Here is a 16291-nt window from a genome sequence, read left to right as displayed (position 1 = left end):
ATCATGCTAACGCTTGACCAAATCAGGGCGTTCGTGGCTGTGGCCGAGGAGCTGCACTTCGGCCGCGCGGCCGCCCGACTGCGGATGACGCAGCCCCCGCTCAGCCGCCACATCCAGAAGCTGGAGCGCGTGGTCGGCGTGACCCTCCTGGAACGTGACAACCGGCGGGTGATCCTCACCGACGCCGGCCGCGGCTTCCTGGAGGACGCGCGCCGCATGCTCTCGCTCGTGGACACCGCCGGCGACCGGGCCCGCCGGATCGCCAGCGGCGCCGCCGGCACCGTACGGCTGGGGTTCACCGCCGTCTCGGCCATCAGCATGCTCGGCACGCTGCTCAAGCGGCTGGCGGAGGAGCTGCCCGAGATCGACGTCATCCTGCACGAACGCGTGACCGCCGGGCAGGTGGACGGCCTGCTGCGCGGCGAGCTCGACCTGGGCCTGGCCCGGCCGCCGTTCGACATCGCCACGCTCGACTCCCGCGTGGTCTTCCGGGAGGCGCTGTGCGCCGTGGTGCCCGAGGGCCACCCGCTGGCCGGGCTCGGCCGGCCGCTCGCGCCCGACGACTTCGACGGCCTGCCGGTGATCAGCTACAACCCCGTCCAGTCGCGGTACTTCCACGAGCTGACCGTCCGGTTCCTGACCAACGCCCACCCGCGCATCGAGCAGCAGGTCCACCAGATCCTCACCGCCGTGCTGCTGGTGGCGGCCCGGCGCGGCGTGGCACTGGTGCCCGCCAGCGCCCGCTCGCTCGGAGTCCGGCACGTGGCCTACTGCGACCTCGTACGCGGCGGCGGCGATCCCCTCGACCCCGGCGGGGGCGCCACGAACGAACCGGTCGAGCTGCACGTCATCTGGGACCGCGGCTCCACCAACCCCGCGCTCGCCCGCGTGCTGGATCTCCTGCCGGACCTGGAGTCGCCGTCATGATGCCCTGCCGGTATCGACGGATACAGAATCGCACTTGGACAGGAATCACTCCTCCTCCTTAGCCTGACGGGCGACAGACCAGACCGGCCTCGTGGAGCCTCCCGCGGCCGCACGTCAAACGAGGAGCGACCGTCATGCCCGACTACTCCCCACAAGAGCTCGCCACGCAGCTCAAAAGCGGCCTGCTGTCCTTCCCCGTGACCCACTTCACGCAGGACCTGGAGTTCGACGAGGCCCGCTACCGCGAGCACCTGTCCTGGCTGAGCGGGTACCCGGTGGCGGGCCTGTTCGCCGCGGGAGGCACGGGCGAGGGCTTCTCGCTGACCCCTGAGGAGATCGACCGGGTCGTGCGCGCGGCGGTGGACGAGGTCGGCGGCCGGGTGCCGGTCGTGGCACCGGCCACCGGAGGCACCGCCAACGCGGTCGCGCAGGCCAAGGCCGCCGAGGCCGCTGGCGCCGACGGCCTGCTCCTCATGCCCCCCTACCTGACCGAGGCCGGCCAGGAGGGCCTGGTCGAGCACGTCTCCGCGGTCTGCGCCGCCACCGGGCTCGGCGTCATCGTCTACAGCAGGGCCAACGCGGTCCTGGTCGACCGCTCCGTCGAGGCCCTGGTCGAGCGGAACCCCACGCTCGTCGGCTTCAAGGACGGCGTCGGCAACATCGAGAACCTCACCCGCATCTACGCCGCCGTCGGCGACCGCCTGGCCTACATCGGCGGCCTGCCCACCGCCGAGACCTTCGCCCTGCCGCTGCTGCAGCTCGGCATGAGCACCTACTCCTCGGCCATCTTCAACTTCGTGCCGCAGTACGCGCTCGACTTCTACGCCGACGTGCGGGCCCAGGACCGCGACGCGGTCTACCGGCGCATCAAGGAGTTCGTGGTGCCGTACCTGAACATCCGCGACCGGACGAAGGGGTACGCCGTGTCCATCATCAAGGCGGGCCTGACCGCCGTCGGGCGCCCGGCCGGCCCGGTGCGGCCGCCGCTGTCGAACCTCACCGAGGACGAGCTCGCCGAGCTGACCGCCCTCGTCAACAAGATCAGCTAGGAGCCGCGGTGTCTCCCACGATCGAGCGTGTCGAGGTCGTCCCCGTCGCGGGGCACGACAGCATGCTGCTCAACCTCAGCGGCGCGCACGCGCCGTTCTTCACCCGCAACGTCGTCATCACCACCGACTCCGACGGCCGCACCGGCCTCGGCGAGGTGCCCGGCGGCGAGGCGATCCGCCGGACGGTCGAGGAGGCGGCCGAGCTGCTCGTCGGCCGGCCGGTGGCCCGCTACCGCAGCCTGCTGCGGGCGGTCGCCGAGCGGTACGCCGCCCGCGACGCCGGGGGGCGCGGGCGGCAGACGTTCGACCTGCGCACCACCGTGCACGCCGTCACCGGCCTCGAATCCACCCTGCTCGACCTGCACGGCCAGTACCTCGGCGTGCCGGTGGCCGAGCTGCTCGGCGAGGGCCGGCAGCGCGATCGCGTGCCGATGCTGGGCTACCTCTTCTACGTCGGCGACGCAGGCAGGACCGACCTGCCGTATGCCGTCGATGACGGCGGCGACGACCGCTGGTCGCGCCTGCGCCGCCGCGAGGCGCTCACCCCCGACGCCGTCGTCGCACTGGCCGAGGCCGCGCAGGAGCGCTACGGCTTCACCGACTTCAAGCTCAAGGGCGGCGTGCTGGCCGGCGAGGAGGAGGTGGAGGCGGTCAGGGCGCTGGCCGCCCGCTTCCCCGAGGCCCGCGTCACGCTCGACCCCAACGGCGGCTGGCTGCTCGCCGACGCGATCCGGCTCTGCCGCGATCTCGGCGGCGTGCTCGCCTACGCCGAGGACCCGTGCGGTGCCGAGGGCCGCTTCTCCGGGCGGGAGACGATGGCCGAGTTCCGCCGCGCCACCGGCCTGCCCACCGCGACCAACATGATCGCGACCGACTGGCGGGAGATGGCGCACGCCATCCGCTCCAACGCGGTCGACATCCCGCTGGCCGACCCGCACTTCTGGACGATGGCCGGGTCGGTGCGCGTCGCCCAGCTCTGCCACGACTTCGGGCTGACGTGGGGCTCGCACTCCAACAACCACTTCGACATCTCGCTGGCGATGTTCACGCACGTCGGGGCGGCCGCCCCGGGCGAGATCACGGCACTCGACACGCACTGGATCTGGCAGGACGGCCAGGCGCTCACCACGAAGCCGTTCCAGATCACCGACGGCGCGATCGACGTGCCCGACACGCCGGGCCTGGGCGTCGAGCTCGACCGGGACGCGCTGGCGGCGGCCCACGAGCTGTACCTCGTCCACGGGCTCGGCGCTCGGGACGACGCCGTGGCGATGCGGTTCCTCATCGAGGGCTGGGTGTTCGACCCGAAGCGGCCCTGCCTCGTGCGCTGAGGCTTCACAAGCTCGTGCGCTGAGGCTTCAGAAGAGCGTCAGCGGCGGCTCGTCCGCGGCGACCGGCTCGGGGAGCGGGGCCAGCTCAGGCAGGCGGGCCCGCACCTCGTCGTGGAAGCGGCGGGCGAGCGCCGGGGCGTCGGCGTTGTCGGGCGTGTGCACGAACACGGTCGGGGAGCGGCCCTCACGCAGCCACTCCGCGACCGTGTCCACCCACGGCCGCCAGCCCTGCACCGTGCGCTCCTCGGCGTCGCGCCCCAGGTAGCGGACGATCGGATGGCCGGTCAGCGCCCGCGTACGCCGCGGCACCCGCGGCTTCTTCGTCCACGCGTCGCGCTCGGCGTCGCTGGTCGGCGGGCTGCCGAACAACACGGTCGTGTCGAACGGCACCCACTCCGCGCCCGCCCCGGCCAGGACGCGTTCGAGCAGGCGCTCGGCGCGCTCCTCGGCGAAGAACGCGGGGTGGCGCACCTCGACGGCGTAGCGGTGGCCGCGCGGCAGCCGGCGCAGGAACGCCGCCAGCGCGCCGACGTCGGCGGGGGAGAACGAGCCGGGCAGCTGCACCCACAGGGCGTGGTGGCGCGGCCCCAGCGGCTCCATCGCGTCGAGGAACGCGCGCAGCTCGTCCTCGGCCCCGATGAGGCGGTGTTCGTGGGTGATCGGCTTGGGCAGCTTGACCACGAACCGGAAGTCCGCGGGCGTCTGCCGGGCCCATGACTCGACCGTCTCGCGCGACGGGGTCGCGTAGAACGTCGTGTTGCCCTCCACCGCGTCGCACCAGGAGGCGTAGGCGCGCAGGCGGTCGCCGGGAGGGAGCCGGGCGGGCAGGAAGCGCCCCTGCCAGCGCGCGTGCGTCCACATCGCGCATCCCACATGAAGCCGCATGGCGCAAGACGCTACCGAAGCCGGCGCTCCCTCGGCATCTCGGCATCTCGGCGGAGGGCGGCGCGACCGCCGCCGGTCCGGGCCACGTAGGCTGACCACATGGGCATGGTCGGGACGGTCGGGCTGGTGCTGCATCCTCGCCGCGACTCCAAGAAGGCGATCGAGATCATCCTCCGCTGGGCCGCGGAGAAAGGCGTCACCGTTCTCGGGCTGCACGAGGAGGTGGACCGCATCGACTGCTCGGCGGTGGCGGTCGACGCCGCGACGCTCGTGGATCGGGCCGACCTGCTGGTCGGGCTCGGCGGCGACGGCACGATGCTGCGCACGATGCGGCTGCTGGCCGGGCGGCCGACACCGATCCTCGGGGTCAACCTGGGGCGGCTCGGCTTCCTCGCCGAGATCGACGTGGACGAGCTGGAGCAGACGCTGTCGGCCATCGACGCGCACGCGTACACCATCGAGCCGCGCATGGCGATCCGCGCCGAGGTGGCGGGGGCCGAGGTGACGGCGTTCAACGACATCGCGCTCGTGCGCACCCCGGGGGAGGGGCTGGCCGGGGTGATGGTCACCCCGGCAGGGAGCCCGTTCGTCCGGTACGCCTCCGACGCCGTGATCGTGGCGACCTCAACCGGGTCCACCGCCTACAGCTTCTCCGCCGGCGGGCCGCTCGTCTCGCCCCGCGTGGAGGCGGTGCTCGTGGTGGCCGCCGCCGCGCACTCGGCGTTCAACCGGGCGCTGGTGCTGCCCGCCGACGAGGAGGTCGCCCTCCAGGTGCTGCCGACCAGCGGGCGGCTGGCGGTGGAGGTCGACGGGGCCGTGGTCGGCCACCTGTCGCCTGGCGACTCCATCACGGTGTCCGCCTGGCCGGCGGCGGCCAAGGTCGTCCGCCTCGGCACCACCTTCTACGAACGCGCCCGCCGCAAGCTCCGCGTCGACGGCAGCGTCGAACCCTGCTAGAGCCTGTATCGAAGTCGCTGTGGTGTGAGCCGGCCTGCGCTTCGGGCTCGCAGATCGACGATGAGAGAGGCCGCCGGTAGATGGTCGGTCGACCAAGACACACCGAGTGCCGGAGACCTCGTGGCCACCTCAGCGGTGACGAGGCGGTTCGACCTGACGGATGCGCAGTGGGCGGTGCTGAAGCCGTTGCTGCCGGTGGCGAAGCGATCAGGACGGCCGTCGTTGTCCAGCAGGCGGCAGTTGATCGATGGGATCCGCCGGCGGGTACGGGTCGGTGCACCCTGGCGCGATGTGCCCGCCTGCTACGGATCCTGGTCGGCGGTGTATGCGTTGTTCCGGCGATTACCGCGAAATGGCACCTGGCAGCAGATCTTGACGGCGTTGCAAGCCTTGGCGGACGCGGCCGGGCGCATCACTTGGGATGTCAGCGTGGACTCCACCATCGCCGGCGCCCATCAGCACGCCGCAGGGGCGCGGAAAAGGGGGATCTTCAGGCCGAGCCGCCCGGTGGGAGTCGGGTGGAGCCGGCTGATCGTGGGCTGGGACGGGTCTCGGGGAGGATGGGGCACCAAGCTGCATCTGGCGTGTGAGCAGGGGCAAAAGCCGCTGTCGATCGTGCTCACCGCCGGTCAGCGTGGGGATGGCCCGCAGTTCACCACGGTCGTCGACGGCATCCGCGTACCGCGTCTGCGTGGCGGGCGTCCCCGTACCCGTCCGGATCGGGTACTCGCTGATAAGGCTTACACCTCCAAGGCAGATCGCGCCTACCTGCGCAGGCGGGGCATCAAAGCGACCATCCCCAGCAAGGGATCGACTTCGATACAGGCCCTAGACGCTCAGCCGCCAGAGCGCCGGCGGTGCCGGGCGGGCCGCTCCGCCCCCGCGTCGGGGTGCTGCTGCGGCGTGAAAAGGCTCTCGGTCTCGACCGGCGCCGCGCCGTCGTGGCCGGGCCATGCCCGGGCGGCGCCGTCGTGGGCGGGCCGCGGGCCGGCGTCCCTGGAATCCCTCGGGGCGGCCCTGCGCGGGGCGACGCCGTCGTGGCGCTCGGGGGAGAAGAAGTCCTCGTCGTCGGGGAGCGGGGCGAAGAAGTCGTCGTCGCGTGGCACGTCGTCGCGCCGCCGGGAGCGCCTGGCCGGAAGGGCGTCGCTCGGCCTCCGGGGCGGGCCGTCGCCCTGCCCGGCGGGCGGTTCGGGGCGGCGGGTGGCGGTCAGGGCGGCCAGGGCCGTGGTGATGGGCACCGCGGCGATCAGCCCCAGCGTGCCGACCACGCTGCGGACGATCTCCTGCGCGATCACCGGCGTCGCCATCACCTCGCCGAGCGGCTGCTCCCCGATGCTGAACAGCAGCAGCAGCGGCAGCGACGCCCCCGCGTACGCCAGGATGATCGTGTTGATCACCGAGGCGATGTGCGCCCGCCCGATGCGCGCGGCGGCCCGGTAGAGGCGGGCGAAACCGTACGACGGGTTGGCGTGCGCCAGCTCGGCCACCGTCACCGCCTGCGTGACCGTGACGTCGTCGAGCACCCCGAGCGCGCCGATGATGATGCTGGCCAGCAGCAGGCCCTGGGTGTCGATCGGCAGGCTCATGTCCAGCGCCAGCGCGCTGTCGTCGGTGACGCCGTTGAGCCGGGCGAACCCCAGCGCGCCGTACGACAGCAACCCCGTCAGCGTCAGGCTGGACAGCGTGCCGAGCACGGCCACCGAGGTGGTCGGGGAGAAGCCGTGCGTGAGGTAGAGCACGGCCAGCATGATCGCCGCCGCCCCGACGATGGCGACCAGCATGGGCGGCCGCCCCTCCAGGATGCCCGGGATGACGAACGTCAGCAGCAGCACGAACGTCACCGCCAGCCCCACCAGCGCCGTGACCCCCCGCCACCGGCCGAACGCGATCACCGCCAGCGCGAACGCCGCCCCGAACATCCACAGCGGCACCGCCCGGTCGTGATCGGAGATCTGGTACGCCCCGTCGGCGTCGCGCAGCAGGATCACGTCGTCGCCCGCGGCGAAGTGCTGCGCGCCCGGCCCGCTCGGCAGCCGCAGCTGGACGTCCTGGCTCGCGTCGGCGCCCTCGGTGACGGTCACGGTCGCGGTGCCGCAGGTGGCCGGGTCAGGCCGGGGCGACCCGTCGGGGACCACGGGGCAGCTCTTCAGGGTGACGGCGGTGACCGTGCCGGTGAGCCGCTCGACGCCGGACTGCGGTGCGGCCTCCCTGGCCTTGCCCTCGGGCCACAGCCACAGCAGCGCGGCCAGCGTGATGACCGCCAGCGGCACGAGGACGGCCAGACCGGCCACCATCGTGCGCCGCGACATGGGCACGGCGGTGCCGTGCGCGTGATTGGCGCCCATCGCGTGAAACGTCCTCCTCGGTGACGGACAGGACAGTACTGCACCCCGGCGCACGGGGCAGGGGCAATGGCATGACGTGGCTGGTCGGCACCTCGGGGTGGCAGTACAAGGACTGGCGCGGGGTGCTGTACCCGCCGGGCGTCCCGCAGCGGCTCTGGTTGGAGACGTACGCGGCCGAGTTCCCCACCGTGGAGAGCAACAACGCCTTCTACCGGCTGCCGAGCGCCGAGTCGTTCGCGGCCTGGCGCGACCGCACGCCGCCCGGGTTCGTGATGGCGGTCAAGGCCAGCAGGTTCCTGACCCACATCAAGCGGCTGGAGGACCCGGAGGAGCCCGTACGGCGCCTCATGGGAGCGGCCTCGGAGCTGAAGGAGAAGCTCGGCCCGATCCTGCTGCAGCTGCCGCCGACGCTGAAGGCCGCGCCCGAGCGGCTCGACCGGTGCCTGGCCTGTTTCCCCGGCGACGTGCGGGTGGCCGTCGAGCCGCGCCACGCGTCGTGGTGGACCGACGAGGTGCGCGACATCCTGCTCGCCCGCGGCGCCGCGCTGTGCTGGGCCGACCGGCTGGGCCGTCCGCAGAACCCGCCCTGGCGCACGGCTTGCTGGGGTTACGTGCGCCTGCACGAGGGCCGGGCGGGCTTCGAGTACGGCGAGACCGCGCTGCGGTCATGGGTCAGGCGCGTGCGGGAGGCGGGCTGGGAGGACGCGTACGTGTACTTCAACAACGATCCGGGAGGCGCGGCCGTGCGTAACGCCCGGCGATTTGCCACACTCTGCTAGTGCTGCACACGCGTCTTTACCGCAACGGCGTCCTCGAAAAGAAAGATTTCCCCGTCGAGGAGGTCTCCGACCACCTGGCCGACCCCGCCAGCACGGTCTGGTTCGACCTGTGCTCGCCGTCGGCCGCCGACCTCGGCGTGATCAGCGAGGAGCTCGGCCTGCACGAGCTGGCCGTCGAGGACGTGCTCAACGACCACCAGCGGCCCAAGGTCGACGTCTACGACAACCACCTGTTCGTCACCGTCTACGGCGTGCACTGCGAGGGCGACCGCGTCATCCCGGTCGAGGTCAACGTCTTCGTCACCCGCAACGCCCTGGTCACCGTGCGGGAGAACGAGCACTTCGACATCGGCGCGGTCATGCGGCGCTGGGACGCCACCTCCCGGCTGGCCGGGCACGGCGTGACGTTCCTGCTGCACGGCCTGCTCGACTACGTGGTCGACCGCCACATGGCGGTGGTGCAGGACCTCGACGGGCAGGCCGAGGCGCTGGAGGAGTCGCTGTTCGAGGAGGAGGTGCGCGACGGCAGGACGCTGCAGCGCGAGATGTACACGCTGCGCAAGAACACCGCCCGCCTGCGCAAGGTCACCATGCCGATGCGCGAGGTGCTCGGCACCCTGCTCCGCCGCGACCAGGAGATCGTCGGCGACCGGGTGATGACCCCGTACTACGAGGACGTCCGCGACCACGTGGTGCGCGTCAACGAGGCGGTCGAGTCCATCCGCGAGATGCTCGCGAACGTCCGCGAGACCCGCCTGTCCCAGCAGGGCTTCCGGCTCAACGAGATCATGAAGCGTGTCACCGGCTGGGCCGCCATCATCGCCGTGCCCACCATGATCACCGGCTTCTACGGTCAGAACGTGCCCTATCCGGGCTCCGGCCAGCCGTGGGGCTTCTTCATGTCCGCGATGCTGGTGGCGGTGGCCTCGGTGGCGCTGTACGCCGTCTTCAAGAAGAAGGACTGGCTGTAGAGCCGTGGGCAGGGCTCGCCCCGCACGTCCAGGGTGAGCTCCAGGGCCAGGCGCACTTCACCGCTCCGGCTGAGGGGCAGGCAGCGGCCACCGGAGATCAGCGTCCTGCGGCCGATCGACGTGGTGAGCAACGACAGCTCCTCGTACGTCGCCGGCTCGGCCAGCCGCAGCACCCACGCGCCGTCCGGGGTGCGGGAACGCTCGCCGTCCAGCGCGTAGTAGTCGAGCACGCCCCCGCTGCCCGACACGACCGCCCGCATGGTGAACCGGCGGCCCTCCACGGTGAACACCTCCGCGGAGGGCGCCTGGTAGATCGAATGCACGTACCCGATCGCGAACGCCCGGCCGGACACCGGCAGGCCGTTCACGGTCAGGCGCCCGGCGCCGCCGGCGGAGCAGAGCGCCACCACCGCCGCCAGCGCCGGCAGCAGTCGGATCAGCCCTGTTCCTGGTAGTAGCGCGCCGCGCCCGGGTGCAGCTGGACCGGCGCCACCTGCTGCCCGAGCGCCGGGTCGAGCTTCTCCGCCTCCGGATGCACGGCCGTCAGCTCGGCCTTCTTCGCGAACAGCGTCTTGGTGATGTCGTACGCGAGCTGCTCGTCCATCGAGTCGGGCACCAGCAGCACGTTCGCGATGCCGACCGTCTTGATCGAGTCGGACAGCTTGTAGACGGACATGTCCACGTCGAGCGAGACGTACTGCTCGCCGTAGGTGGCCTGCATCGTCTGCAGCACGTCGGAGGTGTCGAGCATCTTCATGTCGGGCTTGCTCGTGGCCAGGTCGGTGATGCCGGCCGTGGGCACGCCGCCGACCCAGAAGAACGCGTCGATGGTGCCGTCCTTGGCGGCCTGCACCGACTCGTTGATCGACAGCTGCTGCTTGGAGATGTCGGTGTCGGGATTGACCCCGGCCGCCTCCAGCATGCGCCGGGCCACGACCTGGGTGCCGGAGTTCGCCGGGCCGAGCGAGACGCGCTTGCCCTTCAGGTCGGCGACCGTGTTCGCCTCCACGCCGGGGGAGACCACGACGTGCGCGTAGTTGTCGTAGATGCGGGCGATGGCCTTGATCGGCTGCGGGGCGGTGAAGGTGTCCTTGCCGTTGACCGCGTCGGCGGCCGTGTCGGACTGCGAGAACGCGATGTCGGCCCGGCCGGAGGCGAGCAGCTTGATGTTCTCCACGGAGGCCGACGTGACCGACGCGGTGGCCTGGGTGTTGGCGATGTTCGACGAGAGCTGCTTGGCCAGGCCGCCGCCGTAGACGTAGTAGACGCCCGTCGTGCCGCCCGTGGCGATCGACAGCCGGTTGCCCGAGCCGCCGCCCGCGGCTCCGCCTCCGCAGCCCGCCGCGGCCAGGACGGCGATGGCGACTATCGCGAGAATCCGCTTCACGCTGTTCTCCTTCTTCTGACGAGGTGCACGGCGGCGGCCACGGCCAGGACGGCCAGGCCGGCGACGATGGGGACGGGCTCGAGGAACAGCAGCAGCACCGCGGCCACCGCGGCGAGCAGGCGTTCCGGCACGCCGCTCAGCCCGCCGGTCGCCATGGCGAGCGCGGCGACGGCGACCGCCGAGACCGCGGTCATCAGCAGCACGGTGCCGATCGGCCCCTGGAAGAGCAGCGCCTGCCCGTTCGGCGTCAGCACGAAGGCGAACGGCACCAGGAACGCCGGCAGCGTGTAGCGCCAGGTCATCATCATCGTCCGGTACGTGTTGCCGCCGGTGATCGCGGCCGCCGCGACGGCCGACAGCGCCGTGGGCGGGCTCACCTCCGACAGCACCGCGTAGTAGAAGACGAACATGTACGCCTCGGCCTGCGAGACGCCGAGCTGGAACAGCGCCGGGCCGATGATCACGGCGGCGATGATGAAGCTCGCCGTGACCGGTACCGCCAGGCCCAGCAGCAGCACCGCGACGGCCGCCAGCACCGTGGTGAGCAGCAGGTTGCCCGCGGCCAGGCTGACGATGATGTCGGCCAGGTTGAGCCCGAGGCCGGTCTGCGTGATGACGCCGACGATGATGCCCGCCGCCGCGCACACGGCGGTCACCGGCAGCACCTCCAGCGTGCCCTTGGCCAGCGCCTGCCCCACCCGCTTGGGGCCCATCCGGTGCGCCGGGTCGAGGAACGACAGCAGGAAGGCCACCGCCGTGGCGATCGCCACCGCCTGGAACGCCGAGCGGTCCAGCGCCATCAGCACGACGATGAGGATGAGCGAGCTGAAGTGGTAGCCGAAGCGCAGCAGCAGCCGACCGGCCTTGGGCGCGTCCACCGGCACGGCCTGGGTGCCGAAGCGGCGCGAGTCGACCTCGATGGCCAGGAAGATGCCGAGGTAGTACAGCAGCGTCGGGATCGTCGCGTACAACAGCACCTCGAGGTAGCTGACCCGCAGGTACTCGGCGATGATGAACGCCGCCGCGCCCAGCGTGGGCGGCGACAGGATCGCGCCGATGCCGCCGGCGGCCAGGATGCCGCCCGCGGGCTCCCTGGGATAGCCGGCCCGGCGCAGCACCGGCCAGGCGACGCTGCCCAGGCTGACCGTGGTGGCCACACCGGAGCCCGAGACGGTGCCGAGCAGGAAGCCGGCCATCGTCACCGTGCGGCCGGGAGCGGCGCGGGACCTGCGGAAGGCGGCGAAGCTCAGGTCGATGAAGAACCGGCTCGCGCCGGAAAAGTCCAGTACAGCGCCGTAAATCGTGAAAAGGATGATGTAGCTGGCGGCTACTTGCATGGGGACGCCGAAGAAGCCCTCGGTGCCCGTATAGAGTTGCGAGACGATTTGGCTGAGGTCGAAGCCACGGTGCCCGATCGGCCAGTTAATCGGCAAATATGCGCCGTAATAGGCATAAATCAGGAAAATGACGCAGATAATGGTCAGTGCCCAGCCGACCGTGCGCCGTACCGCCTCCAGCAGCAGCACCGTCAGCACCAGCCCCGCCACGATGTCGAGCTCCGTCAGCGCCGCGCCCGAGCCGCGGTCGCGGAAGGCGTCGATGTTCATCAGCGGGTAGAGCAGCACGGCCAGCGAGGCCGCGGCCAGCAGCCAGTCGCCGACGCTCGGCCACTCCCGCGGCGCCTCCGCCGCCCCTTGGGCGACGGGCGCGGGCGGCTGCTCGCGGGGCGGGCGCCGCAGCAGCCGCCGCGCCAGAGACGACACCCCCGAGCGGTAGGACAGGAAGACCAGCGGCAGCGCCACCGCCAGGAAGGTCATGCGGTGTTGCAGCGCCTCCACCGGCTGGAACACCACCACCAGCGAATACGCGGAAAGCAGCCCGCCCGCGACCCACACGCCGAGCCGCAGGGGCCCGCCGAGCCGCCGTGCCGGTCGTTCCTGCTCGTGGGCGGAAACCAGTTCCGCCTCACGACTGCTGAGCTCGGTCAAGTCGCTCCTCCCCGACACGGCGTTGCAGGGACTTTATGAGCGCTTTACCTATTTAGGGAAGAGGCCGTTACCTATTTGATTTCCCCGCTTCAGAACAATGGCCGCGCCTCGGCCGCCAGCCGCTCGACGGGCACGTCGCCCGCCTGGCGCCCGTCCCGCAGCCGTACCGAGGCGCCACTGCCCGCCGCCTCGCGCGGCCCCACCACCAGCTGGTACGGCACCAGCCGGTGCGCCCTGATCCGGGCCCCGAGGCTGCCCCGGTCCGCCGGCGCCAGCTCCGCCCGCAGCCCGGCGGCCAGGCAGCGGCGCAGCACGTCCTCGGCGGCGGGCAGCTCGGCGTCCGACACCGGCAGCACCACCGCCTGCACGGGCGCCATCCAGGCGGGGAACGCGCCGCCGTGCACCTCGACGAGGTGGGCGACCAGGCGCTCGATGCCGCCGACGACGCTGCGGTGCACCATGACCGGCCGGTCCCCGCCGGCGTAGCGCAGGTCGAAGCGCTCGGGCTGGAAGTAGTCGACCTGGACGGTGGACAGGGTGGCCTCGCGCCCGGCCGGGTCGGCGATCTGGATGTCGATCTTCGGCCCGTAGAAGGCGCCCTCGCCGCGTTCCTCGTCGAAGTCGCGCCCGCGCTCCTTCAGCACCGCGCGTAGGACCGCCTCCGAGCGCTCCCACATGCCGGGGTCGTCCACGAACTTCGCGCCGTCGCCGCGCAGCGAGAGCCGGTGACGGGCGGCGCTGATGCCCAGCTGGGCGTGCGCGGCCTCGATGAGGTCGAGCGCCGCCGACACCTCGGCCGCGGCCTGCTCGGGCGCACAGAACACGTGCCCGTCGTTCAGCTGGATGGCCCGCACCCTGGTCAGCCCGCCGAGCACCCCGGACAGCTCCGAGCGGTACATTCCGCCCAGTTCGGCGATGCGCAGCGGCAGCTCCCGGCGGCCGCGCCCGCGCGAGCGGTAGATGAGCGCGTGGTGCGGGCACAGGCTGGGCCGCAGCACGAACTCCTCGCCGCCCACCCGCATCGGCGGGAACATGTCGTCGGCGTAGTGGGCCCAGTGGCCCGAGCGCTCGTACAGCTCGCGTTTGCCCAGGACGGGTGAGTTGACGTGCAGGTAGCCGCCGCGGCGCTCCAGCTCGTGCACGTAGTCCTCGACGGCCTTGCGCACGGCCGCCCCGGCGGGCAACCAGTAGGGCAGGCCGGAGCCGATCAGCGGGTCGGTGTCGAAGATGCCGAGCTCACGGCCGAGCCTGCGGTGGTCGTTCATGATCAACCTTTCGCGGGAAAGGGCGAACGACCGTGCTCCCGGGCGTCCGCCCGGGAAGCATGGAATCAGCGCGCCGGGACGGGGTCCGGCGTCGTCGTGACGAAGGCGCGCTGCATGGACAGGACCCTAACATCCGTACACACGACCGGCCGCCCCGTTTTCCGGCTGCCGGGTGATGCGAGGTTCGGTAAAGCGTCGCGCGGAATTCGGCAAATGATATAAACCTTGCGTGGCCGAGATCACCCTGGACGTGCGTCGGCTCCGGGCGTTCGCCGAGGTCGGATACCAGGTCGCGGCCGGCGGCGGCGCGCACGGCGCGATGGCGGCGCTGCGCCGGGTGGTGCCGCTCGACGCCTACGAGTTCGTCGCGTTCGACCCGGCCACCGGCCGCCACCACAGCGTCGTCTCCGACGGCCACCCCCGCATCGACCGCGACGCCGCCGAGGAGTACGCCGGGCTCGACGCCTACCGCAGGGCCCTGGCCACCCGCGCGCCGGTCGCCATGCCCGAGCCCGGCACCGAGCGTTACTTCCGGCGCCACCTCGCCCCCTACGGCTGGCGGGCGGGGCTGACGGCGCCGCTGTTCCTGAGCGAGGGCCGCTACACCGGCCTGCTCCACCTCGCTTCCAAGGACCCTTTCCCGCGGCTCACCGCGGCGCTGCTGGCCGCCGTCACCCCCATGCTGGCCCACGTGACCGACCTGAGCAGGTGCGTGATCGATCCGGTGGGGCTGCCGCCAGGCTTCCGCGCGGTCGCCTACGACCGGCTGGGCACCCGCCGCCGCGTCCCCGGCCGCGAGACCTCCGTCGTGCTGTGGGACGACCCGGCGATGGCCGCGTACGCGCGCGCGTTCATCGACTCACGCGAGCTGAGCCGGCACGGGCTGTGGCTCGGCGGCGACGGCGGCTGGCACGAGGTGCGGCTGCTGCGGGCGGGCGTCGGCTTCCAGGGCACGCTCCAAGGGGCCGTCGCCGCCGAGCGGCCGTGCCCGCTGCCGTACGACCTCACCGGCCGCGAGCTCGACGTGCTCACCCGGGTGGCGGCCGGCGACTCCAACCCGCAGATCGCCGCCGCGCTGGTGCTCAGCGTCCGCACGGTGACCACGCACCTGGAGCACATCTTCGCCAAACTCGGCTGCGACAGCCGCACCCGCCTCACCACCAAGGCTCTCGCCGAGGGCCTGTGCCGCCTCGACACCTAGCTTGAAGACCGATGAATCGGCTGCTATAGGGCATGCCGGAATCGCAAGTCGTTGGTCCGCCACACGGTATTCGTGATGATCGACTATCGACTGTGATGAAAATGAGTGCACATGGCCAGATGTCCGGCGCCGCTACGCGTGCCGCCCGGGCGAGGACCCGGCCGCTGATCGCGGCGGCCATTCCGCTCGGCGTCATCGCCGCCGGAACGATCCTGTCGCCGGCGCTCGCCGACCCCGGCGGGCAGCAGGCGCTGTGCTTCGGCCAGAAGGCCACGATCGTGGCACAGCCCGGCACGCCCACGATCGGGACCGCCGGCCCCGACGTGATCGTCGGCACCGACGGCCCGGACACCATCGACGGCGGGCACGGCGACGACCGCATCTGCGGGCTGGAGGGCGACGACGTCCTGCTCGGCGGGCTGGGCAACAACCTGATCGACGGCGGTCCCGGCGGGGACACCATGCGCTCCGGCCCCGGTACGGGCTCCGCGACCGCGCCGGAGGCGGAGGATCGGCGTGGCGCCCAGCACACGCCCGCCGTGGAGCCCGCGGCCGGCCCGTCGGCCGGGGCCGTCGCGTGTTCTCCGCTCGGGATCCCGGCCGGTGGACCGCAGCGCTGCGCTTAGACGGCCACCGCGGCGGGCACGCGCGTGTGCTGCAGCTCGAACCAGACCGTGGTGGAGCCGTCCTCGCGGGTGAAGCCCCAGCGGTGGCTGAGGGCCTCGATCAGCGGCAGGCCGCGTCCGCTGGTGGACCGCGCGCTCGTACGGCACACGCACGGCGGCCCGTCCGAACCCGCGTCCGAGACGAGCACCCGCACGGCCGCCTCCGAGTTCGTCACGGTCACCGTGAACGAGCCCCCGTCACCGGACCTGCTGTGCAGGATCGCGTTCGTGGCCAGCTCGCTGGTGAGCAGCACCACGTCGTCGTGGAGGGGATGGTCGCGGCCGAGCGCGTCGGTCACCAGCCCCCTGGCCCTGGACACCTGCGACGGTGTCCCCGGCAGCCGGGCCTCAAGATCGCGATCATCCCCCTTGGTGCGCAGCTGCGAGTCCTGCGGTGCCACGGCGACCTCCCCCAACATCCGGTGACGTTATAAGACGCGCGGCAGGGGTCCCGGAGATTATCGCGAAAAGGTAGGAATGGTCTGTCCCAAGGTCGGCTGCGCGAGTGCTGGTGACGACCGAGTACGCTGCGATCGACGAG

At 72.0% G+C, this 16291-nt stretch carries 15 protein-coding genes and 1 pseudogene; 9 read left to right on the top strand and 7 right to left on the bottom strand.

What is annotated here, in order from left to right:
- The first annotated feature begins 3 nt into the window (after positions 1-3).
- The 3 genes from E1286_RS13695 to E1286_RS13685 all read left to right on the top strand — a co-directional run bounded on the left by E1286_RS13695 (position 4) and on the right by E1286_RS13685 (position 3307).
- A complete protein-coding gene (locus tag E1286_RS13695; protein ID WP_132612347.1) occupies positions 4-927 on the top strand; it encodes a LysR family transcriptional regulator in 924 nt (307 codons plus the stop codon).
- A 134-nt stretch (positions 928-1061) separates the two neighbouring features.
- Positions 1062-1976 carry a 5-dehydro-4-deoxyglucarate dehydratase gene (gene kdgD, locus E1286_RS13690; protein WP_132612345.1) on the top strand — a complete coding sequence of 305 codons (915 nt, stop codon included), beginning with the start codon at positions 1062-1064 and terminating at the stop codon, positions 1974-1976.
- A gap of 8 nt (positions 1977-1984) precedes the next feature.
- Positions 1985-3307, top strand: coding sequence for an enolase C-terminal domain-like protein (locus tag E1286_RS13685; protein WP_246074831.1), 1323 nt, complete (start codon positions 1985-1987; stop codon positions 3305-3307).
- 27 nt (positions 3308-3334) lie between these two features.
- Here E1286_RS13685 and E1286_RS13680 read toward each other — a convergent pair whose 3' ends face one another.
- Positions 3335-4192, bottom strand: a complete 858-nt coding sequence (locus tag E1286_RS13680; RefSeq protein WP_132612343.1) for a DUF72 domain-containing protein — start codon at positions 4190-4192, stop codon at positions 3335-3337.
- A 99-nt stretch (positions 4193-4291) separates the two neighbouring features.
- Here E1286_RS13680 and E1286_RS13675 point away from each other — a divergent pair, with 99 nt between their 5' ends.
- Positions 4292-5149: an NAD(+)/NADH kinase gene (locus E1286_RS13675; RefSeq protein WP_132612341.1), complete on the top strand. Its 858-nt coding sequence runs from the start codon at positions 4292-4294 to the stop codon at positions 5147-5149.
- A gap of 60 nt (positions 5150-5209) precedes the next feature.
- A pseudogene (locus E1286_RS52025) lies at positions 5210-5944 on the top strand (IS5 family transposase); the annotation flags it as partial.
- Positions 5945-5985: 41 nt separating this feature from the next.
- Here E1286_RS52025 and E1286_RS13665 read toward each other — a convergent pair.
- On the bottom strand, positions 5986-7494 hold the full coding sequence (locus E1286_RS13665; RefSeq protein ID WP_132612339.1) for a YibE/F family protein: 1509 nt from the start codon (positions 7492-7494) through the stop codon (positions 5986-5988).
- A gap of 71 nt (positions 7495-7565) precedes the next feature.
- Here E1286_RS13665 and E1286_RS13660 point away from each other — a divergent pair, with 71 nt between their 5' ends.
- Positions 7566-8273, top strand: coding sequence for a DUF72 domain-containing protein (locus E1286_RS13660; protein WP_132612337.1), 708 nt, complete (start codon positions 7566-7568; stop codon positions 8271-8273).
- Entirely contained in the window at positions 8273-9244 is a 972-nt protein-coding gene (locus E1286_RS13655; protein ID WP_132612335.1) for a magnesium transporter CorA family protein, read from the top strand. Before E1286_RS13660 ends, E1286_RS13655 begins: the two co-directional genes overlap by 1 nt.
- On the opposite strand, the gene E1286_RS13650 is transcribed toward E1286_RS13655, so the two are convergent.
- The 4 genes from E1286_RS13650 to thrS all read right to left on the bottom strand — a co-directional run bounded on the left by E1286_RS13650 (position 9139) and on the right by thrS (position 13950).
- Positions 9139-9651 (bottom strand): DUF1850 domain-containing protein, encoded by a 513-nt coding sequence (locus E1286_RS13650; protein ID WP_165969721.1) that lies wholly within the window; start codon positions 9649-9651, stop codon positions 9139-9141. The genes E1286_RS13655 and E1286_RS13650 overlap by 106 nt on opposite strands.
- A 29-nt stretch (positions 9652-9680) precedes the next feature.
- The gene (locus E1286_RS13645) at positions 9681-10631 is read right to left on the bottom strand and encodes a TAXI family TRAP transporter solute-binding subunit (protein ID WP_132612331.1); all 951 of its coding nucleotides are present in this window, start codon (positions 10629-10631) and stop codon (positions 9681-9683) included.
- Complete coding sequence (locus E1286_RS13640; protein WP_223189928.1) at positions 10628-12619, bottom strand: TRAP transporter permease; 1992 nt, start codon at positions 12617-12619, stop codon at positions 10628-10630. Before E1286_RS13640 ends, E1286_RS13645 begins: the two co-directional genes overlap by 4 nt.
- Positions 12620-12708: 89 nt before the next feature.
- The gene (thrS, locus tag E1286_RS13635) at positions 12709-13950 is read right to left on the bottom strand and encodes a threonine--tRNA ligase (RefSeq protein ID WP_281282674.1); all 1242 of its coding nucleotides are present in this window, start codon (positions 13948-13950) and stop codon (positions 12709-12711) included.
- 163 nt (positions 13951-14113) lie between these two features.
- Here thrS and E1286_RS13630 point away from each other — a divergent pair, with 163 nt between their 5' ends.
- Positions 14114-15085 (top strand): helix-turn-helix transcriptional regulator, encoded by a 972-nt coding sequence (locus E1286_RS13630; RefSeq protein WP_132612325.1) that lies wholly within the window; start codon positions 14114-14116, stop codon positions 15083-15085.
- A 101-nt stretch (positions 15086-15186) separates the two neighbouring features.
- Positions 15187-15711, top strand: coding sequence for a calcium-binding protein (locus tag E1286_RS13625; protein ID WP_223189926.1), 525 nt, complete (start codon positions 15187-15189; stop codon positions 15709-15711).
- Here the strand turns inward: E1286_RS13625 and E1286_RS13620 are convergent.
- On the bottom strand, positions 15708-16169 hold the full coding sequence (locus E1286_RS13620) for an ATP-binding protein (RefSeq protein WP_132612321.1): 462 nt from the start codon (positions 16167-16169) through the stop codon (positions 15708-15710). The two genes, E1286_RS13625 and E1286_RS13620, sit on opposite strands and share 4 nt — an antisense overlap.
- Between the last annotated feature and the right edge of the window lie 122 nt (positions 16170-16291).

The organism is Nonomuraea terrae, from assembly GCF_004348995.1.
GTDB classification, from domain to species: Bacteria; Actinomycetota; Actinomycetes; order Streptosporangiales; family Streptosporangiaceae; genus Nonomuraea; species Nonomuraea terrae.
The sequence above is the reverse complement of the archived record's forward strand: the minus strand, read 5'-3'. Positions and strand labels throughout refer to the sequence as shown.

Excerpts from the sequence above, each read along its gene's own strand:
- E1286_RS13695 (WP_132612347.1), top strand. The coding sequence starts at position 4 with ATGCTAACGCTTGACCAAATCAGGGCGTTCGTGGCTGTGGCCGAGGAG.
- kdgD (WP_132612345.1), top strand. The coding sequence starts at position 1,062 with ATGCCCGACTACTCCCCACAAGAGCTCGCCACGCAGCTCAAAAGCGGC.
- E1286_RS13680 (WP_132612343.1), bottom strand. The coding sequence starts at position 4,192 with ATGCGGCTTCATGTGGGATGCGCGATGTGGACGCACGCGCGCTGGCAG.
- E1286_RS13675 (WP_132612341.1), top strand. The coding sequence starts at position 4,292 with ATGGGCATGGTCGGGACGGTCGGGCTGGTGCTGCATCCTCGCCGCGAC.
- E1286_RS13665 (WP_132612339.1), bottom strand. The coding sequence starts at position 7,494 with ATGGGCGCCAATCACGCGCACGGCACCGCCGTGCCCATGTCGCGGCGC.
- E1286_RS13660 (WP_132612337.1), top strand. The coding sequence starts at position 7,566 with ATGACGTGGCTGGTCGGCACCTCGGGGTGGCAGTACAAGGACTGGCGC.
- E1286_RS13625 (WP_223189926.1), top strand. The coding sequence starts at position 15,187 with ATGAGTGCACATGGCCAGATGTCCGGCGCCGCTACGCGTGCCGCCCGG.
- E1286_RS13620 (WP_132612321.1), bottom strand. The coding sequence starts at position 16,169 with ATGTTGGGGGAGGTCGCCGTGGCACCGCAGGACTCGCAGCTGCGCACC.